This is a genomic window from Rothia endophytica, assembly GCF_928381505.1.
Taxonomy (GTDB): domain Bacteria; phylum Actinomycetota; class Actinomycetes; order Actinomycetales; family Micrococcaceae; genus Rothia; species Rothia endophytica_A.
Genome location: NZ_CAKMSJ010000007.1, coordinates 99144 through 125635 on the forward strand (window position 1 = coordinate 99144; position 26492 = coordinate 125635).

Below are 26492 nucleotides of genomic sequence, written 5' to 3' on the forward strand. Positions count from 1 at the left end.
GGGGTATGCCAAGTTTAATCCCCTCTGTGAGACAAGAGTCTGCAGTTTTATCTGTGGTTGTCCCTGCCTATAACGAAGGGGAGGGCATTCGTTCTTTCCATGACTCCCTTTTGATGCCAGCGCTTAGGCAACTGAAAGATATTTTAGCTGTATCAGGCGAAAATCCTTATGAGATTGTTTATGTCAATGACGGGAGTACTGATACCACGCTTGAAAAACTGCAATCTATAGCTGAGACCGCTTCTTACATCAAAGTAGTCAATCTATCTCGCAATTTTGGCAAAGAAGTGGCAACAACTGCCGGTATCGAAGCGGCTAGCGGCCAGGGTGTGCTCATTATGGATGCTGACGGACAGCATCCTCCAGCCTGTATTGAAAGATTTGTTGACCTATGGCAGAAGGGACATCAAGTTATCGTTGGTGTCCGCTCAAATGACGCTGGCGGGTTCATCAAAACCCAGGGCTCAAAACTGTTTTACCGTGTTCTCAACTCTATATCTGATCAACAAACAGTTCCACGTTCCACTGATTTTCGTCTTCTAGACCGCGAGGTAGTCGATGCCTTTCTGCGATTTGATGAGCGTAACCGCATCACTAGAGGTCTCATTGATTGGCTCGGATTTCAAAGGGAGTATGTTGAATTTGCAGCACCCGATCGGCTTGCCGGTGAGGCCACCTATAGTTTAAGAAAATTGGTGGGGTTGGCTCTCAACAGCTTCATTACAATGAGCACAAAGCCACTCTTTGCTTTTGGTTACCTGGGCTTGTTAATTACCCTTCTAGCTGCTCTAACTGGGGGTGTCATCATTTTACAGCAGTTCCTCTTGGGCGATCCCATGGGATGGGATATTAGTGGTTCGGCAATGGTTGGTATTTTGGTGACATTCTTGGTAGGGCTCTTACTGGTTGCACAGGGGATGTTAGCTGTTTATCTCTCCCACATATATGTGCAAGCTCAGGGACGCCCCCTCTACGCCGTGGATCGTTCTTCATCACGGAACCTGTACGAGAGTAAAGATGTATAGTCTGATTCGTAGAAACAAAACTCTGGCTCGTTACCTATTCGTCGGGGGAACGGGTGTACTTTTTGAACTTGTTGTTATTTTTGTGATGGTTCGCGTTTTCTCATCCAGCGACAGCCTGGCGGTAACGATGAGCTACTGGTTAGGCGTACTGGTCTCCTTCTTGTTGCAAAAATTTTTCGCTTTTAAAAGTAGAGATGTCAGAGCGAAGACAGTAACTCGCCAAATTATATTTTTCGGTTTTTTGCTGGTATTTAATTATATTTTCACTCTTGCTTTTGTGCAGCTAACCGGTGAAATAATAAACATTTATCTCGCTCGAATAATCGCCTTGGTGATTACAACTATGTGGAACTTCTATGTTTACAAAAAGATTATATTTAAGAATGGAAACCGTGCGTAATTCTTTAAATTTCTTTACAGGCTCGATTTCTGATAATCTTCAAAAATCCAGTGGGCACTCCTGGTTAGTTCCGGCGCTTTCTGCCTTGGGGCTGGCGGTCACTTCCTTCTTCATATACTTTGCGCTCAACGCTAGTATGATCGCTGATGACTTCAGCTACTTCAATATCTATATGGGTTTCGGTAACCCGGTAGTTTATGTTGCTGATCACTACATGACCCATAATGGTCGCATTGGCCAGGCGTCACTCTTTGCCTTTACTTTTGCCATTTTTGGCAAAGCTTCAGTCCAAATTGTCCCCATACTGCTTTTATTTGCACTGATTTCCGCTACTGCTTATCTACTGCGCAGTTTTTTCCCCTTGGGGCACTCCCCTTGGTTGGTTTCTCACAGCGTTGCGGCCCTGCTAGTCACCGGCGCACTCGTTCTCTCACCCAGCATGTTTGATTCTTACCTGTGGTTGACGTCCAGCACTGTCTACCTGGGTGGCCTTTCGTTTACCCTACTTGCATACTGTTTCGCTGCCTATCTTCTAAGATCCGGGGTGACGCCTATAAGAGTGGCACTCCTCTCTGTGCTAACACTGTGGGCTGGGATGTTTACCGAGCCCCTGGCGGTCTGCACCGGGATTCTAGGGTTTGCCATGGCAGTGTGGGGTTTTTACTGCAGGAATATATCGGCTCGACTTGCCGGGTTATCTCTGTGGGTGGGGTCAATGGCGGCCTTCATCATCGTCTACTTCTCACCGGGTACCGCCGTTCGTAGGCGAGACCTTGGAATTGATGTTTCTCTCAACAAAATTGTTGAGACCATACCGTATAACTTTTCATTATTCTTTAATAATTCTCAATGGTGGGGTTATCTTCTTATTGCTGTTGCAGGTATTGCTCTTTATTTCTTTAGCTCCCAAACATCGTGGGTTCGCTCTTCCCCTTTGAGACTCCTGGCTACTTCAGGTGCAATTCTTTTTCTCTACTTTTTTGGCCACATGCTTGTCAGCATGATGGGAATACCCCATCTTGCCTTTAGATCGTTCAGCACCCCTGCCTTTGCTGTAGGAATCTGCTCTTTCTTGGTGGTGTTAGCGGCGATGAGCCCCGTAGTAAAACACTCGTCTGAAGCTTTCACCCTAAGGTTTGCAGGGCTGCTGCTGGCGCTAGCCCTCATCCCAGGTTGGAACTACATTCAGACCATTAGTTCAGCACTTACACTGCGGTCAGATCATCTTGAGCTTCGTGAAAAATCAATCGCAGAACAGGTTGAAGCAAAAGGACAGGGCTCACCCATTGAGATCGTTCCCGTTCGTATCGCGCTGGTGAGTCAAGCGGTAGATCTAAACCCTAATACTCGGTCACAAATTGGTTGGGCAGTACGTTCCATCAGCGAGTGGTATGGCCTTAATCCCGACCAAATTTCTATTGTGACTGAACCATCTGATTATTGTTTGCCGGAGAGTCCACTTTTGAAACCTGAGCTAATTTGTTCTCAGGTCCCCGCCCCCTAGCAGCCTGTTTTTCAGAGAGTGAACTCAGCATGCGGGATGACGCACCTCGAATGTTGACCTCTGTGCGACCTCGGCCATAGAGTAGCGCCTATGTTCGGCACAGCGTCACCAGGCAGGTGCTGACAAGCCCTAACACACACTTTTACACCGGGGGAGCCACTATGAGTGCACCAGCCCAGCAGAAATCGCCACGCAGAGCGGCTTTGGCCTCCTGGATTGGCTCTGCCCTGGAATACTACGATTTCGCGGTATTTGGCACTGCGGCTGCCCTGGTGTTGGGGCCAATCTTTTTCCCCGATGACGCTGCCGCCGCGGGCATCCTCAAATCTATGATGGTGTTGGGAGTTGCCTACGTGGTGCGCCCCCTCGGCGCCCTGCTCATGGGCCCCCTGGGTGACCGCTTTGGCAGGAAATTTGTGCTGATGCTGACCCTCTTTATGATGGGTGCTGCTACCTTTGCCATCGGTTGCCTACCCACCTACGACCAGGCGGGTATTATCGCCCCCATTCTGCTGGTTATCTGCCGTGCCCTGCAGGGGCTCTCGGCATCCGGCGAGCAGGCCAGCGCTATCTCCATGTCCCTGGAGCACTCCCATGACCACCAGCGAGCCTTCACGACCTCCTGGACGCTGCACGGCACCCAGTTCGGCTCCCTGCTGGCCACCGCCGTCTTTCTGCCCTTCGCAGCTCTACCCGAGGAGCAGCTGCTGAGCTGGGGCTGGCGCGTCCCCTTCTGGCTCTCAGCTTTTGTGGTGGTCGCTGCCTGGATTATCCGCCGCCGTCTCGAAGAAGCCCCGCGCTTCACTGAAACCCGTGAACAGGCCGTGGTGTCCGTTCGTCGAGTCACCCCGCTGGGTCAGGTTTTCTCCAGCCATAAGCGCGCGGTCATCACCGTAGCCCTCTGCGCCATGGTTAACACCGTCAACATGGTCTTCACAACCTTCTCCATCTCCTTTGCCACCAAGGGCCACGGCATCGAATCCTCCACTATGCTCTGGGTACCCATCGCCTCCAACGGCCTCAGCCTCCTAGCCATACCTCTGTGGGCGCTTCTTGCCGATAAGGTGGGGCGCAAGCCCATCTTCGCTCTCGGAGCTTTGGTGGCTGGCGGGCTCATGTTCCCCTACCTACATGCCATCACCGAGGGCAATATTCCCCTGGTCTTCATTTTCGGGGTACTGATGCACGGCGCTTTCTACTCTATGGCCAACGGTATTTGGCCCTCTTTCTACGGCGAAATGTTCCCCACCGCAGTACGCGTGACCGGTCTAGCCCTAGGTACCCAAATCGGGTTTGCCCTCTCTGGTGGAATTGCGCCTGCAGCTGCTACAGCCCTCGCCGGGGACGATCTCGCCAGCTGGGTTGGCCCTGCCACCTTTACCGCCGCGATGGCACTCCTTGCCAGCCTGGTTGCCCTGAGCACCCGCGAAACCGGCAAACTTACCTTGGTGCAGATTGACGGCGACCAGAAGTAAAAAATAAAGTACCCGCTTCATCCAAGAAGTACCCACTACGGTGGGTACCTCGCAGACGAAGCGGGTACTTTTATGCCCGAAGGTAGGCTAGCTCAGCTTCTGATCAATCAGCGCTCGCAGAGCTTGTGCCCCCTCTACCCATGCCTCAAAATCGCCGTTATCTCCAATGTCGGGGATGCCAATTTCAAGGCGGGCAGCGCGGAAGGCGCGGGCTACATCGTTGACCGATGCGCCGTGCTTCTTCTGCATCTCGTAGACAAAGCTAATGCCGGAGTGGTTAATCATGCGGTTAGCTGCGCGGGTAGCGATGATCTCGCTGCGGAGCGGGTGCTTATCAAAATGGTGAGCGAACTTCTCGGTTGCTGCTACCGGGAAGTAATCGGCAAGCACGTCGCTGAGTTCCAGGTCTGGTTCGTTAGCGTAGCCGCTTTCTACCAGGGCCTGGGTCAGGTCAATCTTGGCGTAAGCCACCAGCACGGACAGTTCGGGGCTGGTTAGCGGGACGTGGGCTTCTACTCGGTCCGCCAGATCCTCGTCCGAAGGTAGGAGCTCTACCTCGCGGTTCAGGTGCACGGTTTCGGTCAGGTGGTCCATGAATTCGCCGGCGATTTCGTTGGTGCCAAAGACACCGCAGCGTTCCGCCTGCAGCAGTACGTTCTGTTCCAGGTTAGAGCGCAGCACACGGTGCCCGACCTCTTCCACCTGGGCAGCAATAAACTCGGGGCGGTCAGAGGCGCTGAACTCGCCTGCTTCAATCGCCAGGTTCATCAGAATCTTGAGGTTGACCTCGCGGTCAGAGGTCTCCACGCCGGCTGAGTTGTCGATAGCGTCGGTGTTAACCAGGATGCCACCCGCTGCCGCCTCGATACGGGCGCGCTGGGTCAGACCAAGGTTGCCACCTTCAGAGATGACGCGTACGCGTAGCTCGGGTGCGGTAATACGTAGGTGGTCGTTGGAGGAGTCCCCGGCGTCCTTGTTGGTCTCGCCGGTTTCGCGCACGTAGGTGCCGGTGCCGCCGGTGTAGAGCAGGTCAACCGGAGCCTTGAGCATGGCAGTAATCAGCTCGTCAGCGGTGAGGGTTTCAATGCTGTCGTCCTCAAGGCCCAGGGCTGCGCGTGCCTCAGCTGAGATCGCGATTTCCTTGTCTTTACGGGAGAAGACGCCACCACCGGCTGAAATGAGATCGGTGTTGTAGTCAGTCCAGTAGGCGCGGGGCATCTCAAAGAGGCGCTTGCGCTCAGTGAAGGAAGTAGCGGCGTCCGGGGTGGGGTCCAGGAAGATATGGCGGGAGTCAAAGGCACCAATAAGGCGGATATGCTCTGAGAGCAGGGCTCCGTTACCGAAGACATCGCCGGCCATGCCGCCAATGCCCACCATGGTGAACTCTTCGCTCTGTGAGTCATGGTTGTGCGCTGCAAAGTGGCGCTTGACGGATTCCCAGGCGCCGCGGGCGGTGATGCCCATTTCCTTGTGATCAAAGCCGATAGACCCGCCGGAGGCAAAGGCGTCGCCCAGCCAGAAACCGTTATTGACCGAAATTTCGTTGGCGATATCTGAGAAAGTTGCGGTGCCCTTATCGGCAGCTACCACCAGGTAGTGGTCGTTCTCATCCAGAGCCACCACGTTATCGGGGCGAACAATCTTCTGGTGCTCGCCGTCGGTCACTAGGTTGTCGGTGACATCCAGCAGGGACTGGATGAAGAGGCGGTAGGCGGCAACGCCCATCTCGTTGTACTTCTCCTGCTCGGCATCGCGGTCGGGCAGGTTCTTGGGCACGAAACCGCCCTTTGAGCCGGTGGGGATAATAACCGCGTTCTTAGTGACCTGAGCCTTGACTAGACCCAGCACCTCGGTGCGGAAGTCTTCGGGGCGATCAGACCAGCGCAGACCGCCGCGGGCCACCTTGCCAAAGCGCAGATGCACACCCTCAACAGTGTCTGCTTCTACAAAGATTTCAAACAGGGGCCTGGGGAGGGGAGCGAAGGAAACATCGCGGGTGCTAATTTTGAGAGCCAGAGACTCCTTGCCCTGGTAAGCGTTGGTGCGCACGGTGGCAAGCACTGCTTCTAGCAGGCGGGAGAAGTACGTCTTGGTATCAGCGTCGGTCAGTGCGTCAATATCGGTCTGGACGCTGGCAGCAGCCTTGCGCTGGGCGGTACGGCGGGCGTCCGCTTCACCATCGCGGGCTGGGTCAAAGCCGGTTTCGAAGATATTAACGATTTTTGCAGCGAGGGCGGGATTCTGGGCAACTGCCTGGTCAGTAACAGCCTGGGGGAAGCCTGCACCGAGTTGAATCAGGTAGCGGGAGTAAGCGTAGAGAACTTTCTCTGAAAGTTCGGCGTGGGGTGAGGCTGACAAAAGGGGCCCTTCCTCTATGGCGCGTTCATAGCGCGCGACGTCTAGAAATCCCAGCATAAAATAGAAGTAACCCCATGTTGAAGCGCTCTTCTAAAATATGAGATGAAGCGTCTCGCGAAAATTACCAGCTCAAGAATGGTTAATGTAGGCACTGTCCAGGGAGAACGCCCGTTTGAACTAGACAGGTTGGGGTTGGCTTGTTGTTGCAGAACACAGTGGGGGCATAGGGGGAGGAAGCCTCTTTCTGGCACTTGATAAACCCCTCTTTCTGGGTGGTGTTGTAGTTCACCAAACCTAAAGCGGGGTCTACTATTAAGGATGAGGCACGCACTGTTGCGTCCAAGTGTCACAAAGACGTGATTAGAAGACAGCGAAAGGTAACCCCTTGCTTACGAACACTCGTTCACCCCAGTGGTCCGGCTCCGAAAGCTGGATTAACGATTACTACCTCCACAGCTCGGCTGAAGAATTAGAAGGTATGAACCGCGAGGCGCTGACCAGCCTCGCCCAGACCCACCGCGAACTTGCTGCTAAGCGCCAGCCTGGCGAAGCATTAGTCACCGTGCACAACAACGATGCCGGTAGCACCCTGCTGGTTGTTGTTGATGACACCAGCTTCCTGGTTTCATCCATCACCGCCCAAATTGCTGCCCAGTGGGGCGGTATCTCGGGTCTGATTCACCCCACCTTCCTGGTAGCCCGCAATGAGGAGGGCGAGATCACCAGCCTGGCCGGCACCGGCTTCGAACAGCCCGTTGCCAGCGGCGATACCGCCGTCATGCCCCTGGTCGGCCAGAACAAGGGCGACTCGCGCGGAACCATCATCGAATCCTGGATTGCAGTGCAACTTACCAGCCGTCTCAATGAGGAGGCCGGCTCAACCCTCGAAGAAGAAATCCAGGCAGTATTAGTGGACGTGCGCCGTGCGGCCCGCGACAGTGACGCCATGGCCGCCCGCGTGCTCGATATCGCTGACCGTCTCACTGAACTCTCGGGAGTGACCCTGGGCGGGTCCGAGCATTACACCGGGGAGTTGAACTCAGAAACTGACCCCGCTACCCGCGTGGAATCCGTGCAGGAGTTTTTACGCTGGCTGACTCGCGGCAACTTCCTCTTCATGGGCGTCAAGGAGCGCGACCTCTCAGGGCGCGCTGGCGAACTGGTGCTTAGTGACCGTCAGGGTAGCGCCCTGGGCATCCTGGCTGCCACAGAGGGCAATGAACCCACCGTGCTCACAGGACTAGGGCTAGATAACGCCCGCGAACCCAAACCCCTCTATGTCACCAAGGCTAACTCTCGCTCCACAGTGCACCGCCACGAATACCTGGATTACATTGGGGTGCGCGACTTTGACCGCTCCGGTGCCATCGTGGGGGAGTACGTCATCTTAGGCCTCTTCTCCCGCCAGGCCTACGCTCTACCGGCGGTTGAAACTCCCATTGTGCGTGAACGTATTGCCATTATGCGACGCCACCTGGGCTACCAGCCCGGATCCCACTCCGATAAAACCCTGGCTGGCATTATCGAGGACTACCCCCGCTTGGAGCTCCTGCATGCTGGCCTTGATGAACTGACCGAAACCTTCCGCGGCATCATGGGCCTGGAAGAGCGTCGCACCACCCGCCTCTTCCTGCGCCCCGACGCCTTTGGTCGTTTCGTGTCCGCCACCGTCTTTCTACCCCGCGACCGCTACAACACCCTGGTACGCCAACGCCTTGAAAAAGTTTTCCACGAATTTTTAGATATCGAGAGCCTAGACTTTGACGTATACCTCTCCACCTCATCGCTGGCCCGTATTTTCTTCCGCCTGCGCCTGAGTGACCCCAACGTGATACCCACGGTGGACGTTCGCGCTATTGAACGCCGCCTGCAGGAAGCCACCCGCTCCTGGGGTGAGGCTACCGCCGCTGCCGTTGAAGACACCTTCACCCAGCAGGGGCAGGAGCCAGCGTTGGGCCGCGCCGCAGCGTCCGATTGGGCAGAAGCTGTGCCTGCCACCTATCGCGCTGACTACGAAGTAGAGAACGCGGTAGAGGACATCGCGATTTTTGAGTCCCTGACCGAAACCAAGCCGGCTGCTGTGCGTTGTGCAGAGGAGGACGGTGAAACCCGCCTCAAGACCTACCTCTCGGACGCCCACACCCTCACCGAGCTGTTGCCGGTCATGCAGAACATGGGCATGGTCGTGGTGGATCAGAAGCCCTACGACATCACTCCCGCCGATGGCCGCTCCTTCCTGCTCTATGACTTCGGCGTTACCCTGCCCGAGGGGGTAGTGCCCGGCGAGGTAGCTGACCTCTATGAGGACGCACTGAACGCCTACTTGCTGGGCAAGCGCGAATCGGATAGCCTGGACCGTCTCATTCTGGCTGAAAAGCTATCCTGGGAGCAGATTCGTATCTTCCGCGCCTACACCCACTACTTGCTGCAGCTGGGCCGCGGCTTCACCGCCGAGTTCATGTCTGACACCCTGTTGGGCTACCCCGAGGCAACCGCTCTGCTGGCCCGCTACTTTGACGTCAGCTTCAACCCCGCAGCCGACTTTGATAGCCAGGACGCCCGTGAGCAAGCCCGTGAGGACGTCTGGGCTCAGCTGGGAGCGGTGCTAGACGCCATTCCCACCCTGGACGTTGACCGCTTCATGCGCTCCCTGGCAACCGTCATGGCAGCCACCCTGCGCACCAACGCCTACATGGGCCGTAACTCCCTGGCGCTCAAGGTCTCACCCCAGCAGATCGACTTCGCACCGCTGCCCCGGCCGCTCTACGAAATCTTCGTCTACTCCCGCCGGGTCGAGGGCGTCCACCTGCGCTTCGGCTCCGTAGCCCGCGGTGGCCTGCGCTGGTCTGACCGCCGCGAGGACTTCCGCACCGAGGTCTTGGGTCTGGTCAAGGCGCAGATGGTTAAGAACGCCGTCATTATCCCGACCGGCGCCAAGGGCGGCTTCTACCCCAAGCAGCTACCCAACCCCGCCCTAGACCGCGACGCCTGGATCAACGAGGGCCGTGAGTCCTACAAGGTCTTCATCCGCTCTCTACTCGATGTGACCGACAATCTCTCGGTAGCAGCTGACGGCACCGAAACCGTTGTGCGCCCCGAAGGTGTCATCGCCCGCGACGGAGATGACTACTACCTCGTAGTAGCAGCCGATAAGGGCACCGCCTCCTTCTCTGATACCGCCAACGCCATCAGCGCCGAATACGACTTCTGGCTGGGCGACGCCTTTGCCTCCGGTGGTTCAGTGGGCTACGACCACAAGGCTATGGGCATCACCGCCCGCGGCGCCTGGGAATCCGTCAAGCGCCACTTTGCGGAGCTGGGCATCGACTGTCAGAGTGAAGAATTCACTGCCGTCGGTATTGGCGACATGAGCGGCGACGTCTTTGGTAACGGCCTCATGCGCTCACGCTCCACCCGCCTGGTGGCAGCCTTCGACCACCGCGACATCTTCCTGGATCCCGCCCCGAACGCTGAGGCGTCCTTTGAAGAGCGCGTGCGTCTCTACAACCTTCCCCGCTCATCCTGGCAGGACTACAACTCCGAGCTCATCTCAGAAGGTGGCGGCGTCTACTCCCGTGGCGCCAAGTCCATCCCCGTTTCAGATCAGGTGCGTGAAGTTCTGGGGCTAGACGAGGGTGTTACCGAAATGTCCCCGCCCGAGCTGCTCTCAGCCATCCTCAAGGCGCCCGTAGACCTGCTCTACAACGGCGGCATCGGCACCTACGTCAAGGGGTCTACCGAGACTCATGCTGAAGTAGGCGATAAGGCCAATGACCCCATCCGTGTGGACGGTGCAGACCTGCGTGCCCGCATCGTGGGTGAAGGTGGCAACCTGGGCTTCACCCAGCTGGGCCGTATCGAGGCAGCCCGCAAGGGTATCATCATCAACACCGACGCCATTGATAACTCCGCCGGTGTGGAAACCTCTGACCGCGAGGTCAACATCAAGATTTTGGTGGACCGCCTGGTTGCTCACGGTGAGCTGTCCAGCGAGGAACGTGCCAGCTTCATTGAGGCCCAGCGTGAGGACGTTGGGGCACAGGTGTTGCAGACCAACCGCCGCCAGAACGTACTGCTGCAGGCTGAGCGTCACGGCGTCATTCCCGGGGTTGAGGGCTACATCCGCCTCATGCACGACCTGGAAAAGAATGCCGGGCTTAACCGTGAGGTAGAGTTCCTGCCCACCGATGAGGTCATCCGTGAGCGCTACGAAGCGACCGGGGAAACCCTCAACGGCCCGGAGCTGTCCGTGCTGGCAGCCTATGTGAAGATTCACCTAACCGAGCAGCTAGAGGCCACCGACATTGCCGATGATCCCTACCTTGCCAGCGTCCTGACCGACTACTTCCCGCCTGCCCTGGTGGAGCGTTTCGGTGCGCACCTGGAAACCCACCCGCTGCGCAAGCAGATTATCTGCACCCGTGTTGCCAACGAAATTGTAGATCTTGCCGGTATTACCCACGTCTTCCGCGCAATTGAAGAAACCGGTGTGGGCGTCGATGCGGTAGCGCGTGCCTTCTACGTTTCACGTGAAACTTTTGACGTTGGCAACTCCGCAAGGTTGCACCGCGACCTTCCTGCGAATATTGCACTGGACGCCTGGCAGTCGGTTATCCGCGACTGGCAGCGTGTACTGGACCGTCTGGTGCGCTGGTTCGCCGCCGAGCGGTCAGTGGTTGTGGGCACCCCCATCGCCGAAATGATTGAACGCTTCCGCCCGGTCGCTGAGCTGCTGCCTGAGCTGCCCAACTACTTTGCTGATGACACCCGCGCCCGCGTGCGTGCCCTGCGCAACCAGGCAGAAGAGTGGGGTCTGCCCGAGGAGCTGACGGTCAACTGGATCCGCGAATTTGAGGCCTTTGCTCTTATGGACGTCGTCCGCACCGCAGAAGCTCACGGGCTAGATGCCAAACTGGTTGCCCGTGTCTACTACTCGGTCTACGACCGGTTCGCGGTGGACCACCTGCTGACCACAATCTCTAAGCTGCCGCGCAATGACCGCTGGGAGACCCTGGCCCGGTCCTCCCTGCGCGATGATCTCTACGAGATTGCCGCATCCCTGGCACTCAATGTGTTGCAGGAGTCCGGCGAGGGAATCGTCGCCGGTGAAGAGGGTGGTGACGAGGCTCTAGAACGCTGGATCGCCGCCCATCCCGTGCGCATCAGCCACGTAGATTCCATGCTGGAGGAAATTAAGCAGACCGCACCTGCCGCTGGTGGCCGACCCCGCTTGGCTGTACTGCAGGTAGCCCTGCGCACCCTGCGCGGCGCCGTCAGCTAATCCCTGAAATAAAAGGACGCCGGTGGGTGGCTCAGTGAGCCGCCTGCCGGCGTCCTTTTTGTCAGCAGTTTGGATAGGTGGGGAGCCTATAGGTTCCCCTCCTCTATGCTCAAGCCCTATAGGGGTTTGACGAGGACCAGGCAGGGAGTATCTTCACCCCAGAGGTCATGTTCCTCTAGAGGAATGAATCCGTAGCCCTCGTAGAATCGTCGAGTCTTGGCATAGTAGGTATCTGGATGGGAAGCGCCGAGGGTCTTGACTTGTAAGAGCTTAACCCCTAATTCGCGGGCTAAATCCTCGGTGGCTTTCATGAGCGCGGTGCCGATGCCGCGCCCATGGAAGGCGGCATCAACTGCCATCAAATGGACTTCCCAGGAATGAGGGAAGTGTTCCTCTATGAGGAGCACCCCAACGGTGATTCCGTGAGTAGTAATCACCGAAATACCGCGGAGAGTGTTAGCGGCATCAATGTATTCACGGTTTGATTCGGGGCGACCAAACCACCCCGGAACGGTCTCAAGAATACGGGCAACTGTATCGGGGCAGGCGTGGTTTGTAAGGGTGAACTGCATAAATTTTCCTTAGTTTTGGGCGCGTAAAAGCGCCACGATGTTTTCAACCTAAAGGCACTAGACGGTGCCGGAATTATGCAGTCACAGCTTGAGTCTAAACCACTCAGTGTTTGCCGGTAAGAATTTTCGAGGCGAACTCATACTCTGTGCCAGGCAGTCGTATAGTCAACCTTAACTAGGCCTGCGAGATGCTCTCGCAGACCCTTACGAACCAGTTCACTGCCCCCCAAGAAGGAAGGTTCCCATGTCACGCAAAAAACTCACCTCACAGTGGCTTAAAGCCCTCGGCGCCGGCGCTGTTACCGCAGGAGTTATGGACGCCGCCTGGATTGGCGGCGCAGCCCTTAAAATCTACGAGAGCAAAATCCCCCACCTCATGGCAGATAGCGTCAACGTACTACCCGCCGCTCTCTTCTACACCGTGCACCTGGCAGGGACCACCTACTTAGTCGTTCGCCCCGGCGACGAAACCCGCACCCACCTTGACCGCCTGCGCGACGGCGCGGTACTGGGTGTTATCGCCTGGGGAACCTTCGGCCTCACCAATGCTGCTGTGCTTGATCGCTTCCCCTTAAGCATCGCCCTGGTTGATACCGTCTGGGGTGGGGTGCTGACCGGCACGGTTGCTCTTGTTGCGGGCAAAGCCACGGAAATATCACGTGCCAAAAAGTCTGAAGGCGCATAAGCGCACCATAGAAAACACCGCGCGCCGTCAGCTAACCCCTGGCATGAAAGGACGCCGGTGGGCAGCTTGTGTAGCTAGCTGCCGGCGTCCTTTTTGTCAGCAGCATGGGTAACCCTCCACCATGGGCTAATACCCCTGCTGGGGAGGGGTTACCCATGCGAATGCGAAATGCTGTCTATAATGGACCGAAAAACCGGCAAAGTATTGCCGATATTGGGGTTATAAGACTAAGATAGGGGCAAAATAAGGCTAATCGGCAGAATACTGCCGGGAGTGGGGTTGGTATGGGGCTAGGTCAAAAGATCAAAGAAAAGCGCAAGGAGCTGCGGATGCCGCAAGAGGAACTGGCGGCTCTCAGCGGGGTATCTGAGCGAACCCTGCGCGACTTTGAGCGCGGCAAACTGAGCATTTCTCTGCAGAAGGCCCTGGATATCGCAGAAGTGCTGGGTCTAGAACTGAAACTGGTAGAAGCATGAACCAGCCCCTTGCAGATATCTATAAGCAAGACCGGCTGGCGGGCCATTTCTACAGGACCCAGCACACCACAGAATTCCGTTATGCAACCAGCTACCTAAGCGAGAGCAACCCGCCACTAGCGTCCACCCTCCCGCTGAGTGAAGCTCCGCTCAGTTATCAAGCAGGGGCACTCCCTCCTTTCTTTACCGGTCTACTGCCGGAAGGTCGTCGTCTTACCACCCTGCGGTCCAGCCTTAAAGTTTCCCGAGACGATGAGCTTTCCTTGCTCCTAGCGGTTGGCTCAGACACCGTGGGGGATGTGCGGGTTATTAAACATGGTGGCACCCTACCCCCAGATAAAGACCTTGAAGCTCGGGACATTGACCCGGATAACTTCAAACACATCAGCTTCAAAGAGCTACTCTCTGACCAGGTTTACCGGGACCCGGCATCCCTGCCAGGAGTCCAAGAGAAGGTCTCAGGCAAGATGCTAACCTTCCCCCTGCGTCAGGGTAATGACCTCTACTTACTCAAGCTCACTCCGCCTGAATACCCACTGTTGGTTGAAAACGAAGCCTTCTTTCTCAAGGGAGCGGAGGGACTTCAAGGACGTAACGGAGTGGTTAAATCACAGTTGGTGTATGACTGTGACGGTGTTTCTGGTCTGCTGGTTAAGCGTTTTGACCGCGGCATCAGCCCTGACGGAAAAATTGCTCGATATGCGGTTGAGGACGCCTGCCAGCTGCTGAACCTCTACCCGGCAGATAAATACGATGTGAGTGCTCTTGAGGTCTCCCGCGCAATTACCGGCCTTGTTCAGCAACCCGTTCTTGCAGCCCAAGAACTACTGCGACAGTTTCTCTATGCCTGGTTGACCGGTAACGGGGACTTGCATGCCAAAAACCTTTCGGTCATTACTGCCGAGGGTAAAACCAGGCTGTCGCCGGTCTACGATGTGCCTTCAACTGCGCCCTATGGGGATCAGTCAATGGCACTAAAAATTCTGGGAAAAGAGCGCGGACTATCAGCACGAATTTTCATTGAATTTGGTGAGCAGCTAGGAGTGAGAGTGTCAGCAACAACCCGCCTCATCCGCAATACTCTGGCTGACACTGAGGGTCTGGTTGAGCAAGCAGCTGAGCTACCCTTCGACTCAAGCCGCCGTAAGGCCCTCGTGAAAGTCCTAAAAAACCGGCGCCAGTCACTCATGCAGGGGTAGTAGCACTCTGCCCACCGGCGTCCTTTTTGTCAGTAACATGGGTAACCGCTCACGAGCAGGGGGATTAGACCATGCTGGTGAGGGGTTACCCATGCGAGTGCGAAATGCTGTGTGCTAGGCGGCCTTGACCGGCACCCAAACCTGCATCTGGTAGTCCTCAGCGGAGGGGTCACCGGGGCCGTAGGCCTCAAACACCGGGCCATTAGGCTTGAAACCAGCCTTAGGGAGGAAGGTGCCCATCAGGTGATCCACGCCCGCCATGGTGCTCACGGGCACCGGGCCTTCAACGTTGGTGACAGCGAACTCCCCGCCGTCCACCTTGAGAGCATTGAGCCCCAGAGCCTGGGCGGTCTCAAGGTTCTCTACCAGGATACCCGCCATGTAATCGAACTGGCCGCTGGCATTCATGCCCACAATGACTCCCATGGAATGCACCTCGGGCATAGTGACCCCGCGCGCCGTAGCGTGGTCGGTCAGCTTCTTCCACAGCTCACCCATGCCAGCACCCCGCTGCACGGTCTCACGGAAACCCGCAATAAAAAACTCATCCTTGTGCTCTACGCGTGCACCAATCATGACAACCCCCTTGGGAAAATAAAAACTTAACCTGCCCGCAGGCAGGGCCTAAAAACTACTTAGAACCGCACCCGCAGGAGCCACCACAGCAACCGTCACCGTTCCCTACGCCCATCATGGCCTGGGTGATAGAGACGGATGACTGGGCATCGCCCTTGACCGCTACAGATGAACCGTCGCTAGGGATACCATCGCCAAAATCGCCACCCATGAGGTTAAGGCGGTGACCGATATCTGGCCCGCCTGCCGGTTTCTCGGTGACACCAGCTAGGACGGCGGCAAAACCAGCAGGTTCCTGGGTGGGCAGAGTGGGGGCATCCGCGCCCTCACCTACAGGGCCACAAGCGGCTGCTGCCGCTGATACCTTAGGCTGCTTAACCTCTGCAAAGTGGGAAAAGCGCCGCATCTGTTCTACCGAGGGGTACTTAAAGGACACCTTGACCTGGCCTTCTACCAACACAATGGGTAGAACTTCCCACCCGTTCATGGCAATCTGGTCGGCAACCTGCGGGCAATCAGTAAACGCTGAAGGGTAAGAATCGGTGGAATAAACTGCGATGTCTAGCCCGGCGTCCAGAAGCTCCTGCGCCTGCTCAAAGAAAGCATCACGGGCGACATCCTGCGGGTCAGCAGGATTATCACCGGCAGCAGGCACAAATACCTCAAGCGGTGTTGAGCCGATAGTGTCACTAATTTTTGCCACGAGCGCTCCTTAAAGAAGATAAAACCTACCCCACCAGACTACAGTGCACCGCCGGTTTCTCAGGTGTTCAGGGTAGGTGAAGGTAGCTCTCTTAGATCTAGAGTAAATATTGGTAGGGGATAGCGCTTGACCCTCACGCCGCGTGAGTACCTAGCCTGGTAACTATCAGGAGGAAAACATGCACCCAGATTTTTTGACCGTAGGTGAAGTCGCCCGGCTCGTAGGGGTGAGCGTCCGTACGCTACACCACTACGAAAGTATTGGGCTGCTGACCCCCAGCCAGCGCTCGGCTAGCGGCTACCGGCTCTACTCAGCGGACGATATCGACAGGCTTCACACGATTCTTGTCTACCGCGCGCTCGAATTTCCGCTGGAAAAAATTCAGCAAATTCTAGTCAGCGGTACCGCGCCCATTGAAGAGCTCATCAGCCAGCGGGACCTTCTGCAAGAAAAACAGGAGCACCTACAGTCCGTGCTGGACTCGGTGCAGACCATGATTGAGGTTAACACCATGAAACAACCCATGAGCGCGGCGGACCGCGCCAAAGCAAGCCACGCCCAGTACCGCGACGAGGCAGAAGCTGCCTACGGCAGCACTGATGCCTACCAGCAGTCAGCCCAGCGGGTTGCCGGCTTCACCGACCAAGACTGGACGCGGGTTTCTGACCGCATGGACGCCTTTGAGCAGGCCTGTGCCAGGGCACTCGTAGAAAGGGTTACCCCCGGGTCTGACGAGGCCAACAAGCTGGCCGAAGAGCATCTTAGCCTCATGCAGGACTACTTTGACTGCTCCTACAACCAGCAGGTTCTCATTGGTATGACCTATGTGAGCGACCCCCGCTTTACCGCCCACTACGACCAGCGCGCCACCGGCCTAGCTGCCTGGATCAGCGCAGCCATCAACGCTAATGCTGTCATCCACGGAGTGGATATAGATACCCCCGTCTGGCAGTAGCCTACGGCAAAAGACCAAAGGACAAACCCCTGCCGTGCACCACCCTAGGGTATGCACGGCAGGGGTTTTTGTCTCTGTGAGCGGACGAGCCTAGTGCAGTACGACGAGGGTGAAGGCGGCGTCCAGTAGGGCAGTTATGGGGAGCATCCAGACCGCAACCAGCATGGCTCGTCGGCCCCGTTGCGCCTTGCCCCGGATAGCCTGTGAGCTTTCGAGGGGGCTAACCAACGGATCAGCGTTGGTGGAGCGGAGCTCGCGGAGGGTAGCGATGATTGCGGTTCCCACCAGTACTACTGCCGCCGTGACCACAACGCCCAGACTGGGCAGGCTTAGTAGCATGGGACGGTTCATGTTGGCAGCAAAACCACCCAGAATGCCAAAGCCAGCAACAGCGACCGCAAAAATGCTGAAGAGCAGCGGCTTTTCTGCCCACCAGCGCAGGGTGAAAATTGCTGCCAGGGTTGCTACCAGTGCACCAGCCATTGCCACCAGTGAGATGTCGTTGATTGCGAAAGCCTCGGAGCGTGCCCACGCCTTGAAAGCGGCAGAGAAGATGAAAAAGGCGGCAAGGCTTACTGCTGATGTAATGATGACCGGCAGCAAGGTGGTATCGGGCTTGCCCGCCAGACCCAGGGAACGTGCATATTCTTTGGGGTCACCGAAGGCCTCGTGCGGGGTCTCCCCGCTGTCGGCGCAGTGAGCGTGGACGGTTTCAAGGGCGTCGCCAATAGCGGTGCCGGGTACGTTGGCTAGGCGTAGTTCCATGATGAAGGGCTCCACCCAGCTCTTGTGGGTGTTGCTAAAGGTGTCCAATGGAGTTTTCATGGCTATTTCCTTAGTGGGTCAGGTGGGTGGTGACGGTGGTGGAGAAGGTCTGCCAGGTGGCGGTGAGGGTGGCAAGCTCTTGGGTGCCGGCGTCTGTCAGGAGGAAGTATTTGCGGCCAGGCCCGCCGTCCCCTTCGCGCCATTGCACCTCAACCAAGCCGCGGTCTTCGAGGCGGTTGAGCAGGGGGTAGAGGGTGCCGCCCTTGATATCACCCAGCCCGGCTTCTGCCAGTTGGGTGATGATGGCGTAGCCGTAGGTGGGGCCCTTCTCTAGGATTTTGAGGACGCAGGTGGTGAGGAGGCCTCGGAGCCAGTCTGCGGGGTAGGGTGTTGTGGTCATATCTATATAGTTACACTAACTAGTGTGTTTGTCTATATAGTTGAAGATTTTTTTACCCGCCTCAAAGCAGGGGGTGCGAACTGAGTGGCCTGGTGTCGTCGTTTTGGCCTAACATCATCAGGTCAAAACGACGGGAGTAGGCCAGTTAGGGAGGGGTGGGGCGTGGCGGCGACTAGGGGAGCCTGGTGCTCAGTCCGGTTAGCAGGGCTGCCAACCCCAGTTCAAAAGCCTCATCCTGCGGGGTGCTGCCCAGGTCTGCAAACCCCTCTGCCATGGTGGGGTGACTGCTTGCGCGCTGCCCCGGATCAAAGATATCGATGGGGGCATGAACGTCTGTGGCTGAACCCAGTAAGAAAGCTTCGAGTGCCTCTACCGTTAGCAGGGCATCTCGCGGGCTGAGACCAAAGGCAACAAAGGCACTGGTGACCTGTTCATACATGCCCAGGGTGCCCGGGGCGCTGCGTACCGGGGTGACTGCCAGGGTTGCTACCAGGGCTGGAGAGAGGGAGTAGGCGGTGCGATAGGAGCGGGCCCAACTTGCGGTCGCTTCTACCCAGAGATTCCGCGCTGCGCTCGCCGTTAGGTCACCTGTGCGCACGCGCGTGGCGGCGTCCTGCAATTCGCGGGTGCTAATACCCTGAGCGATGTGGTCTGACAGGCCTGCTAGCACTTCATCGCGCGAAGCTACGTGGTTGTAGAGTGAGGACGGGGCGACCCCCAGCTTCTTGGCTAGTTGAGACATGGTGAAGTCACCATTTTTGGCCAGTAATTCCTGTGCGGCCAGAGTGATCTTTTTGGTCGTGATAAGGGACGCGGTGGGCCTACCTGCGGTGCGGTTTTTGGTTATTCTGGTGCCGGTCATGCTTACCACCGTATAAGAAAAAATTATTTCGCCTTGCTATGACCCAACACTTCACATTTATAGTGATGTGAGATACCCTAAAACGAACGATATTCGTTTATCATCGGTTCAGTGTCGAACCACCCAAGGAAAGGCTCCCCATGGCTCCTCAGGAAATCACCCGCGACGTCGTCATTATTGGCGCAGGCCCCGCCGGCCTCACCGCCGCCTACCGCCTCCAGCAGGCAGGCCACTCCGTTGCCGTCCTCGAAGCCCGCCACCGCGTAGGTGGCCGCACCTGGAACGGCGACATCGACGGCGCCTTCATCGAAATCGGCGGCCAGTGGATCTCCCCCGACCAGACCGAACTCGCAGCCCTTGTCAAAGAACTCGGCCTCACCACCTTCGACCGCTACCGCGAAGGTGACTCTATCTACAAGAACCTCGCCGGCGAAGTCATCCAGTATAACGGCGATACCTTCCCCGTCGATGAAGCCACCACAGCAGAAATGCAGCGCCTCATCGAACTCATGGACAAACTCACCGCAGAAGTAGACCCCGCCGCCCCCTGGGAACACCCCCGCGCCAAAGAATACGACGCCATCAGCTTCCGCGAATGGCTCAAAATCCAGACTGATAATGACGAAGCCCGCAATAACATCTCTCTCTTCATTGCTGGCGCTATGCTCACCAAGCCTGAGCACGCCTTCTCGCTACTCCAGGCTCTGTTGATGTCCTCATCTGCCGGTTCCTTCTCTCACCTGGTCGACGAAGACTTCATTCTGGACAAGCGCGTACTCGGCGGCATGCAGAAAGTCTCCCTGAGGCTGGCAGAAAAGATTGGTGACGATAACATCGTGCTCGGCCACCCCGCGCGCGTACTACGCTGGCAAGAAGAAGGCGAATACCCCGTGCTGGCAGAAGCAGAGGACTTCAGCGAGGACGGCGTAGCCAACCCCGAGGGCGGCGTGAAGGTTCGCGCCAAGTACGCCATCATGGCAGTACCACCCAACCTCTACTCCCGCGTCTCCTTCGTGCCCTCCCTGGACCGCCGCCAGCATCAGATGCACCAGCACCAGTCCCTGGGCCTGGTCATCAAGGTACACGCTGTCTATGACCGCCCCTTCTGGCGTGACCGTGGGCTTTCAGGCACCTGCTTTGCCTGCGAAAACCTGGTGCAGGAAATCTACGACAACACCAACTACGACCCCGCTACCGGCCAAGAAGAAGCCCGCGGCACCCTGGTCGGCTTCGTCTCGGATGAGAAGGCTGACCTCATGTTCACCCTCTCAGAAGAAGAACGTAAAACCGCTATCCTGGATGCAATGGCTGAGCTCATCGGTGAAGAAGCCAAGAACCCTGTGGGCTTCTACCTCTCCGACTGGGGAGCTGAAGAATGGACCCGTGGAGCCTACGCTGCTTCCTATGACCTGGGCGGTCTCTCCCGCTGGGGCCAGTACCAGCATGACCCTGTTGGTCCCATCCACTGGGCCTGCTCTGACATCGCCGGTGAAGGCTACCAGCATGTGGACGGCGCCGTGCGCATGGGCCAGCAGGTCGCCAAGCAGCTCAGCGAAAAACTGTAAATACTCCTAAGCTCATTCAAAGTAGATAATGCCAGAGGCCGCAGGCACCCTGCCCGTTAGCACCCTTAAACGCCAGCCCCGAGCCAGCTAACGGGCAGGGTGCCTGCCACCTCCAACGGCAAGTTCGAAACTTCTCTTGAGTGAGTCTTAATAATTGGAAGGAGCCCACCGTATGCGTTACGTTGTTGGCTACTCACCCACCGACCGCGGCCGGGATGCCCTTAACCTGGGCGTCGTGCTCGCACGCTCCCTGGGGGCGCAACTCGATGTGGTCTACGTGCTCAACAACGAGAACCCGCACCTCGCTGCCCCACGCAGCAACTTTGGCAGTATCCTGCGTGAGCAGGCGGTAGGCTGGCTCGAAGATGCCCAGTACCTGGTGCCTACCGACCTCACGGCACGCTTTCACCTGCGTCAGGCAGAGTCAACCGCCGCCGGTCTGATGGAGTTTGCCGAAGCCACCGACGCCGGTGCAATCGTCGTGGGCGGCGCAAGAACCGGCGGCTGGCTCTTCCACTCCATCGGGGCTGCCGGTAATGCCCTGCTGCACCGATCCCGCACCCCCGTCATCTTGGCGCCGCGAAACTTCGCCTCCGACACTGACATCGAGCAGATTGACTGCGCCGTTTCACCCGAAATTGACTCAATCTCTTTGGTGGAAGAGGCGATAGCGACTGCCAACCGCACCGGCCTGAAAGTGCGGCTGGTTTCCCTCATTGAGGGTGCCGACTCTGAGGCTGCCGCCAGTGAGGCTGAGGCAGGAGTGCGAGAGCTCATTAAGCAGTCCTCGGTCGCCCTTGAAAAGCCTGAGCTACTCAGCGTTACTGTGGGGCACGGGGCAACTGTGCCGGATGCCGTGCAGTCGGTTCACTGGTCACCTCAGTCCGTGCTCATGGCGGGTTCTTCTAAGCTGAGTCAGCGCGGTGAACTCTTCTTGAGCTCCAACACTGCCAAGATTCTTACTCACCTGCCCATTCCGCTGGTTGTGGTGCCGCGTGACTACTCACCCGGACGCCGCGGCTCATCTCAGCAGCCGTGGACAGGCTCAATCCCGGTGGTGGGCAAATAATTTAGCGGCCGCGCGCTATTGCGGCTAGGCCCCGCACTTTCTCTTTTCGGGTAGGCTGACCCTCTTCAGCTCCATGATGATCGGTCTCTCCGTGGTAGCCCCTGCATGCTCCCTCTCTGGTGCTCTGGGCCCTGTCACCCAGTAGGTGCACCTTCTCGCCTTACTCTGAACGTTAAAAAGGAGGGTTGTCTCACGTAAGCTGTAAAGAATTACTGAGCTACAGGAAGGTGCCATCAATGCACACCGTTATCGTAGGGGCTGGAATAGCAGGCCTAAACTCCGCTCGTTATCTCGCTCAATCTGGTCAGAGCGTCACCGTTCTTGAGAAAAACTCTAAGCCCGGCGGCAGAATTGCCACTGATCACATCGATGGTTTTACCTGCGATGTCGGCTTTCAGCTCCTTAACCCTCAGTACCCCGAGGCTAAGAAATCTCTTAACCTTCCTGCCCTTGACCTACATGCTTTCAGTCGCGGTGCAGTGATCTGCGAAGATGACAGGCAGTTCACGCTCAGCGACCCCACCCGTCACCCGCTGGCTTTGCCCTCGCTGCTGCGTGAGTGTTCTGTAACCGACGCCCGTGCGGTCTACTCCCTGCTGAAAGACCGCGAATCAACAACCTTCGACCAGGCTCTTGAGCGGGCCGGTTTCAGCGCCTCCCTTGAACGAGCTGCTCGCACCTTCCTCGCCGCGGTGACCGCTGATTCATCCCTGGAATGCACCCCAGAATTTGGCCGGAAACTCATCTATTACTTCCTCAAAGGCTCACCCTCCCTTCCCGCTCAGGGGATGGAGGCTATTGCCTACCAGATGGCTGATCTTGACGGGGTCACCATCCGCTATTCAACAGAAATCGTTGAAATTATCGAGGAGGATCAACAGGTACTCCTGCGCTGTTCTGATGGAAAAGAGTTGTATGCTGATCGGGTAATTATTGCAGGTGGCCCGCTGGAGAGTGCTTATCTTCTCGATTCTGAGGTGCCAGCTACGGGGGACCTGACAACCTGGTGGTTCGCGGCAGACCAGCGCCCAACCGCATCTACTTACTTGCACCTTGACTGCTCAGACAGCCCTCTCATTAACCATGCCGCTGTCGTGTCCAACGTGTGCCCATCCTACGCACCGGCAGGGCAACACCTCATACAGGCCAGCGTTGTGGGTTCTTCAGACCTGGAAGCTGAGGTGGTCGCCCAGCGTGTTCAGCGAATGTTTGGATGCGAAGGTGATAAGTGGCGTTTGCTCACCTGCCACCGCGTCTCTCCTGCCCTTCCCATCATGAAGAATCGCTCAGCCTGGTCTCCTACCGGGAAGCTGGCGGTCGCCGGTGACTTCAATCAAGCATCCATCCAAGGGGCTCTAGCGTCCGGACGTCAGGCTGCATCACTATCAAGTTCTCAGTAAAGAGTGACGATATGACTACCTCTGTGCATCTGCTTCTTTTCCGTGAAGATCTAAGAACTCGCGATCACCGTGCCCTACGTGCTGCAACCGATCTAGCGCACCGCCACCCAGATACGACAGTGCTTGCCCTCTACGTCCTTGATGAGGAGACGGAAGGGATACGCCCGCTGGGCGGGGCAAGTCGCTGGTGGCTACATCACTCTCTAGTGGAATTACAAGAATCACTGGAAAACCTGGGGATCCCCCTCTTCTTCGCCCGAGGTCAGGGAACGGCTAGCGTTGCCAGCTTGAGCGCCCCACTGGGTGTCACCCATCTCCACTGGAGCCGCCGCTACACCCCGCCTGAGCGCTCGGCCGACGCCGCCCTCAAAACCTGGGCTAAAAGTCAAGGTATAGAAGCGCATAGCTATGCCGGCCATCTCCTGCATGAACCGTGGGAGGTTTCGCCGGCGTCCGGTGATTTTTATAAGGTCTTTACTCCTTTCTGGAAGGCCATATCGGCTCAGGGCTTTAGGGAACCCTATGGCGCCCCTGAACCTCTTACGCAGAATCCTGCGGCCCTATCTCAGGAGGTCAGGAAGCAATGCGCCGCCCTCCTTTCCCTCGAAGAGTTGGATCTTCTGCCTACCCGCCCAGACTGGTCTGGAGGGATGAAACAACGCTGGACACCCGGTGAGAAGGGAGCATTAGCTGCCTGCAATGAGTTTGTGGACGGGAATCTTGAAGGATATGCCAGAGAAAGGGATTTTCCTGCCGCTCCCTCCACCAGCTTTCTTTCACCCCATCTACGGTTTGGTGAAATAAGCCCCGCGACCGTTTTATATCGTGTGGGGCGTTCAATCTCGGTGATGACCACTGATGCCACTCGGTTTGCAACCGAAGTAGGCTGGCGGGAGTTTTGCTGGCACCTGGCCTTTCACCACCCTGAGCTGCACGAAAAAGAGTTCCGTGCTGAGTGGTCACACTTTCCTTGGGGCAAGGCTGATAACCCAGAAAATAAAGAACTGTTCCACGCCTGGTGCCGGGGGCTTACTGGCGTCCCCCTGGTGGACGCGGGAATGCGCGAACTCTGGGAAACCGGCTATATGCACAATCGGGTACGTATGGTGGTTGCTTCTTATCTCACCAAGAACCTGCTGCTGGATTGGAAGCTGGGAGAAAAATGGTTCTGGGATACTCTCGTGGATGCTGATCTTGCCTCAAACCCGGCTAATTGGCAGTGGGTCGCAGGGTCAGGGGCGGACGCCGCACCCTATTTCAGAATCTTTAATCCCGTAACGCAGGGAAAGAAATTCGATGAAGAAGCTCGGTATATCAAGCGCTGGGTACCTGAGCTGGCCCACCTTAGTGCTGTAGAAATCCATCGAGGCGCCGAGCAAGGGTATGGGGTGCTAGCGCCAGATTACCCGTCTCCCTTGGTCGATCTTAAGCTTTCTCGCCAGGAGGCTTTAGCTGCCTATAGTGACTGGAAATAGACGCTCCGCTCTTTCATCCTAAGAAAAAACGCCACGAGACTTCACAAATCGTATACGAGGTTGTAATCTGGCTAACTAAACGAACAACATTCGTTTAGTTGACTTTTAGTCTCATCTGCCAACGGTGGTAGTGAAAGGAAGGGCGATGTCTCAGACCCCTCAGAGCCCGGTACCAGCGGGCAGCGCCCCGGTGACCGCATCAACCAACCCCCACGGCGCAGTAGACACCGGGGCAGCTAACAAAAAGGGTCTCTCTTCGGGTAAGGTCACCCTCTTCAGCTCCATGATTATCGGTATCTCGGTGGTAGCCCCCGCGTACTCACTCTCCGGTGCGTTAGGGCCCGTCGCCGCAGAAGCTGGCCTCTACATGCCAGCCATGTTCCTCATCGGCTTCATTCCTATGCTGCTGGTTGCCATCGGCTATCGCGAGCTCAACGCCGCCATGCCCGACGCCGGGACCACCTTCACCTGGACCACCAAAGCTTTCGGCCCCTACGCCGGCTGGATGGGTGGCTGGGCCCTGCTGGTCGCCACCATCCTGGTGCTCTCCAACCTAGCGGGTATCGCCGTAGACTTCTTTTACCTGGCCCTCTCGCAGGTCCTCTCTAACCCGGGCGTCGCTGACCTTGCTGGCAACAACCTCATCAATATCGCCACCTTCATCGCCTTCATGGCTTTCGGTTGCTACATCACCTACCGCGGTCTGGACGCCACCCAGAAAATCCAAACCGTCTTCATCATCTTCCAGCTGGCCGTCCTCGCCGTTTTCTCTGCCGTTGCTTTCTACAAGGCAAGCACCGGCACCGGCTTCGCCAACCTCAGCTTTAGCCTTGAATGGTTCAACCCTTTTGGTATCGATTCCTTCTCAACCCTGGCAGCGGGTATGTCCCTGGTCTTCTTCCTCTACTGGGGGTGGGACGCCGTGCTGACCATGAACGAGGAAACAGAAGGTAAGCACACCACCAGTGGGCACGCCGCTGTCGGTACCATCCTGACTATTGTGGTGCTCTACCTTTTCCTGTCGGTATCCACCCTGGCCTTTGCTGGTACTGGTGAAACCGGTTTGGGCCTGGGGAACCCTGAAAACCAGGAAAATATCTTCGCTGCTCTCTCTGGACCGGTCCTGGGTGCCTTTGGCATTCTTATGTCCTTCGCGGTGCTCGTGGCTGCCCTGGCTTCCCTGCAGTCCACCGCAGTGTCCCCGGCACGAACCCTGCTGGCTATGGGCTACTACAAGGCGCTGAGCCCCAAATTCGCTAGCCTTTCCCCTAAGTATCAGGCACCCAGCTACGCCACCATCGTCTCTTGTCTGATTGCTACCGTCTTCTATGTAGTCATGCGCTTTATTTCCACCTCGGTGCTCTGGGATACCATTTCAGCCCTCAGCCTCATGGTCTGCCTCTACTACGGCATCACCGCTTTCGCCTGCGTCTGGTACTTCCGCAAAACCTCCCTATCATCGGGGGTGAAGGCTCTCTTTAATAAGTTCATCTTCCCCCTGCTGGGCGGTCTGATTCTGGTTGTCTTCTTCGCACAGACGTTCTTTGACTCCATGGACCCTGCCTATGGTTCAGGCTCAGAAATTGGTGGTGTGGGGCTGGTCTTCATTCTGTCTCTAGTTGTGATGTCCAGGGACGTTGTTGAGTCGGTCGAAGGGTACGCCGCCAATCGCAGAGTGGTGTCGGTGGTGGTTGTAGAAGTGGAGCCAGCCGGGCAGCGCCAGGCGTCGTTCGGCCTCTGAACCGTA

The 26492-nt window shown here is 57.0% G+C and carries 20 protein-coding genes and 2 pseudogenes; 14 read left to right on the forward strand and 8 right to left on the reverse strand.

Translation table 11 applies throughout. The features are described 5' to 3' along the window. Positions 1-5 precede the first annotated feature (5 nt). The 4 genes from L6990_RS09195 (at position 6) to L6990_RS09210 (ending at position 4404) form a co-directional block, all read left to right on the forward strand. A complete protein-coding gene (locus L6990_RS09195) occupies positions 6-1025 on the forward strand; it encodes a glycosyltransferase family 2 protein (RefSeq protein ID WP_237203820.1) in 1020 nt (339 codons plus the stop codon). After that, complete coding sequence (locus L6990_RS09200) at positions 1018-1425, forward strand: GtrA family protein (RefSeq protein WP_237203821.1); 408 nt, start codon at positions 1018-1020, stop codon at positions 1423-1425. Before L6990_RS09195 ends, L6990_RS09200 begins: the two co-directional genes overlap by 8 nt. Next, positions 1418-2929, forward strand: a complete 1512-nt coding sequence (locus L6990_RS09205; RefSeq protein ID WP_237203822.1) for a hypothetical protein — start codon at positions 1418-1420, stop codon at positions 2927-2929. The genes L6990_RS09200 and L6990_RS09205 overlap by 8 nt, the downstream gene beginning before the upstream one ends. A 161-nt stretch (positions 2930-3090) precedes the next feature. Next, positions 3091-4404, forward strand: a complete 1314-nt coding sequence (locus L6990_RS09210) for an MFS transporter (RefSeq protein WP_237203823.1) — start codon at positions 3091-3093, stop codon at positions 4402-4404. 87 nt (positions 4405-4491) lie between these two features. On the opposite strand, the gene L6990_RS09215 is transcribed toward L6990_RS09210, so the two are convergent. Continuing rightward, a complete protein-coding gene (locus tag L6990_RS09215) occupies positions 4492-6762 on the reverse strand; it encodes an NAD-glutamate dehydrogenase domain-containing protein (protein WP_237203824.1) in 2271 nt (756 codons plus the stop codon). Between the two features lie 385 nt (positions 6763-7147). On the opposite strand from L6990_RS09215, the gene L6990_RS09220 reads away from it, so the two are divergent. Beyond that, positions 7148-12043, forward strand: coding sequence for an NAD-glutamate dehydrogenase (locus tag L6990_RS09220; RefSeq protein ID WP_237203825.1), 4896 nt, complete (start codon positions 7148-7150; stop codon positions 12041-12043). A 116-nt stretch (positions 12044-12159) separates the two neighbouring features. Here L6990_RS09220 and L6990_RS09225 read toward each other — a convergent pair whose 3' ends face one another. After that, positions 12160-12615, reverse strand: a complete 456-nt coding sequence (locus L6990_RS09225; RefSeq protein ID WP_237203826.1) for a GNAT family N-acetyltransferase — start codon at positions 12613-12615, stop codon at positions 12160-12162. 244 nt (positions 12616-12859) lie between these two features. Here L6990_RS09225 and L6990_RS09230 point away from each other — a divergent pair, with 244 nt between their 5' ends. The 3 genes from L6990_RS09230 (at position 12860) to L6990_RS09240 (ending at position 14975) form a co-directional block, all read left to right on the forward strand. Continuing rightward, complete coding sequence (locus L6990_RS09230) at positions 12860-13300, forward strand: DUF2177 family protein (RefSeq protein WP_237203827.1); 441 nt, start codon at positions 12860-12862, stop codon at positions 13298-13300. Positions 13301-13584: 284 nt separating this feature from the next. Then, positions 13585-13776, forward strand: coding sequence for a helix-turn-helix transcriptional regulator (locus L6990_RS09235; RefSeq protein WP_272879280.1), 192 nt, complete (start codon positions 13585-13587; stop codon positions 13774-13776). Then, the gene (locus L6990_RS09240; RefSeq protein WP_237203829.1) at positions 13773-14975 is read left to right on the forward strand and encodes a type II toxin-antitoxin system HipA family toxin; all 1203 of its coding nucleotides are present in this window, start codon (positions 13773-13775) and stop codon (positions 14973-14975) included. Before L6990_RS09235 ends, L6990_RS09240 begins: the two co-directional genes overlap by 4 nt. 114 nt (positions 14976-15089) lie before the next feature. Here the strand turns inward: L6990_RS09240 and L6990_RS09245 are convergent, their stop codons facing one another. Together L6990_RS09245 and L6990_RS09250 are read right to left on the reverse strand one after the other, a co-directional pair. After that, positions 15090-15551, reverse strand: a complete 462-nt coding sequence (locus tag L6990_RS09245; RefSeq protein WP_237203830.1) for a GyrI-like domain-containing protein — start codon at positions 15549-15551, stop codon at positions 15090-15092. Positions 15552-15606: 55 nt separating this feature from the next. Beyond that, entirely contained in the window at positions 15607-16254 is a 648-nt protein-coding gene (locus L6990_RS09250) for an arsenic metallochaperone ArsD family protein (protein ID WP_237203831.1), read from the reverse strand. Positions 16255-16432: 178 nt separating this feature from the next. Between L6990_RS09250 and L6990_RS09255 the strand changes: the two genes are divergently transcribed. Then, a complete protein-coding gene (locus L6990_RS09255; RefSeq protein WP_237203832.1) occupies positions 16433-17209 on the forward strand; it encodes a MerR family transcriptional regulator in 777 nt (258 codons plus the stop codon). Positions 17210-17299: 90 nt separating this feature from the next. On the opposite strand, the gene L6990_RS09260 is transcribed toward L6990_RS09255, so the two are convergent. From L6990_RS09260 to L6990_RS09270, 3 genes are all read right to left on the reverse strand, one after another. After that, positions 17300-18034, reverse strand: a complete 735-nt coding sequence (locus L6990_RS09260) for a hypothetical protein (RefSeq protein ID WP_237203833.1) — start codon at positions 18032-18034, stop codon at positions 17300-17302. A 10-nt stretch (positions 18035-18044) separates the two neighbouring features. Beyond that, on the reverse strand, positions 18045-18374 hold the full coding sequence (locus L6990_RS09265; protein WP_237203834.1) for a PadR family transcriptional regulator: 330 nt from the start codon (positions 18372-18374) through the stop codon (positions 18045-18047). Between the two features lie 172 nt (positions 18375-18546). After that, positions 18547-19236, reverse strand: coding sequence for a TetR/AcrR family transcriptional regulator (locus L6990_RS09270; RefSeq protein WP_237203835.1), 690 nt, complete (start codon positions 19234-19236; stop codon positions 18547-18549). A 140-nt stretch (positions 19237-19376) separates the two neighbouring features. Between L6990_RS09270 and L6990_RS09275 the strand changes: the two genes are divergently transcribed. The 5 genes and pseudogenes from L6990_RS09275 to L6990_RS09295 form a co-directional block, all read left to right on the forward strand. Continuing rightward, positions 19377-20801: a flavin monoamine oxidase family protein gene (locus L6990_RS09275; RefSeq protein WP_237203836.1), complete on the forward strand. Its 1425-nt coding sequence runs from the start codon at positions 19377-19379 to the stop codon at positions 20799-20801. Positions 20802-20973: 172 nt separating this feature from the next. After that, positions 20974-21870 carry a universal stress protein gene (locus tag L6990_RS09280; RefSeq protein ID WP_237203837.1) on the forward strand — a complete coding sequence of 299 codons (897 nt, stop codon included), beginning with the start codon at positions 20974-20976 and terminating at the stop codon, positions 21868-21870. A 236-nt stretch (positions 21871-22106) separates the two neighbouring features. Then, a complete protein-coding gene (locus L6990_RS09285) occupies positions 22107-23270 on the forward strand; it encodes an NAD(P)/FAD-dependent oxidoreductase (protein ID WP_237203838.1) in 1164 nt (387 codons plus the stop codon). 11 nt (positions 23271-23281) lie between these two features. After that, positions 23282-24745 carry a cryptochrome/photolyase family protein gene (locus L6990_RS09290; protein ID WP_237203839.1) on the forward strand — a complete coding sequence of 488 codons (1464 nt, stop codon included), beginning with the start codon at positions 23282-23284 and terminating at the stop codon, positions 24743-24745. A gap of 145 nt (positions 24746-24890) precedes the next feature. After that, positions 24891-26372, forward strand: a pseudogene (locus L6990_RS09295) (APC family permease); the annotation flags it as partial. On the opposite strand, the pseudogene L6990_RS09300 reads toward L6990_RS09295, so the two are convergent. Then, positions 26361-26492: pseudogene (locus L6990_RS09300) on the reverse strand (IS481 family transposase); the annotation flags it as partial. The pseudogenes L6990_RS09295 and L6990_RS09300 sit on opposite strands and share 12 nt — an antisense overlap.

What these genes read in the sequence shown, in the direction of transcription:
- L6990_RS09195 (WP_237203820.1), top strand. Translation starts at nt 6, where the DNA reads ATGCCAAGTTTAATCCCCTCTGTGAGACAAGAGTCTGCAGTTTTATCT.
- L6990_RS09200 (WP_237203821.1), top strand. Translation starts at nt 1,018, where the DNA reads ATGTATAGTCTGATTCGTAGAAACAAAACTCTGGCTCGTTACCTATTC.
- L6990_RS09210 (WP_237203823.1), top strand. Translation starts at nt 3,091, where the DNA reads ATGAGTGCACCAGCCCAGCAGAAATCGCCACGCAGAGCGGCTTTGGCC.
- L6990_RS09225 (WP_237203826.1), bottom strand. Translation starts at nt 12,615, where the DNA reads ATGCAGTTCACCCTTACAAACCACGCCTGCCCCGATACAGTTGCCCGT.
- L6990_RS09230 (WP_237203827.1), top strand. Translation starts at nt 12,860, where the DNA reads ATGTCACGCAAAAAACTCACCTCACAGTGGCTTAAAGCCCTCGGCGCC.
- L6990_RS09235 (WP_272879280.1), top strand. Translation starts at nt 13,585, where the DNA reads ATGGGGCTAGGTCAAAAGATCAAAGAAAAGCGCAAGGAGCTGCGGATG.
- L6990_RS09240 (WP_237203829.1), top strand. Translation starts at nt 13,773, where the DNA reads ATGAACCAGCCCCTTGCAGATATCTATAAGCAAGACCGGCTGGCGGGC.
- L6990_RS09245 (WP_237203830.1), bottom strand. Translation starts at nt 15,551, where the DNA reads ATGATTGGTGCACGCGTAGAGCACAAGGATGAGTTTTTTATTGCGGGT.
- L6990_RS09255 (WP_237203832.1), top strand. Translation starts at nt 16,433, where the DNA reads ATGCACCCAGATTTTTTGACCGTAGGTGAAGTCGCCCGGCTCGTAGGG.
- L6990_RS09260 (WP_237203833.1), bottom strand. Translation starts at nt 18,034, where the DNA reads ATGAAAACTCCATTGGACACCTTTAGCAACACCCACAAGAGCTGGGTG.
- L6990_RS09265 (WP_237203834.1), bottom strand. Translation starts at nt 18,374, where the DNA reads ATGACCACAACACCCTACCCCGCAGACTGGCTCCGAGGCCTCCTCACC.
- L6990_RS09270 (WP_237203835.1), bottom strand. Translation starts at nt 19,236, where the DNA reads ATGACCGGCACCAGAATAACCAAAAACCGCACCGCAGGTAGGCCCACC.
- L6990_RS09275 (WP_237203836.1), top strand. Translation starts at nt 19,377, where the DNA reads ATGGCTCCTCAGGAAATCACCCGCGACGTCGTCATTATTGGCGCAGGC.
- L6990_RS09280 (WP_237203837.1), top strand. Translation starts at nt 20,974, where the DNA reads ATGCGTTACGTTGTTGGCTACTCACCCACCGACCGCGGCCGGGATGCC.
- L6990_RS09285 (WP_237203838.1), top strand. Translation starts at nt 22,107, where the DNA reads ATGCACACCGTTATCGTAGGGGCTGGAATAGCAGGCCTAAACTCCGCT.
- L6990_RS09290 (WP_237203839.1), top strand. Translation starts at nt 23,282, where the DNA reads ATGACTACCTCTGTGCATCTGCTTCTTTTCCGTGAAGATCTAAGAACT.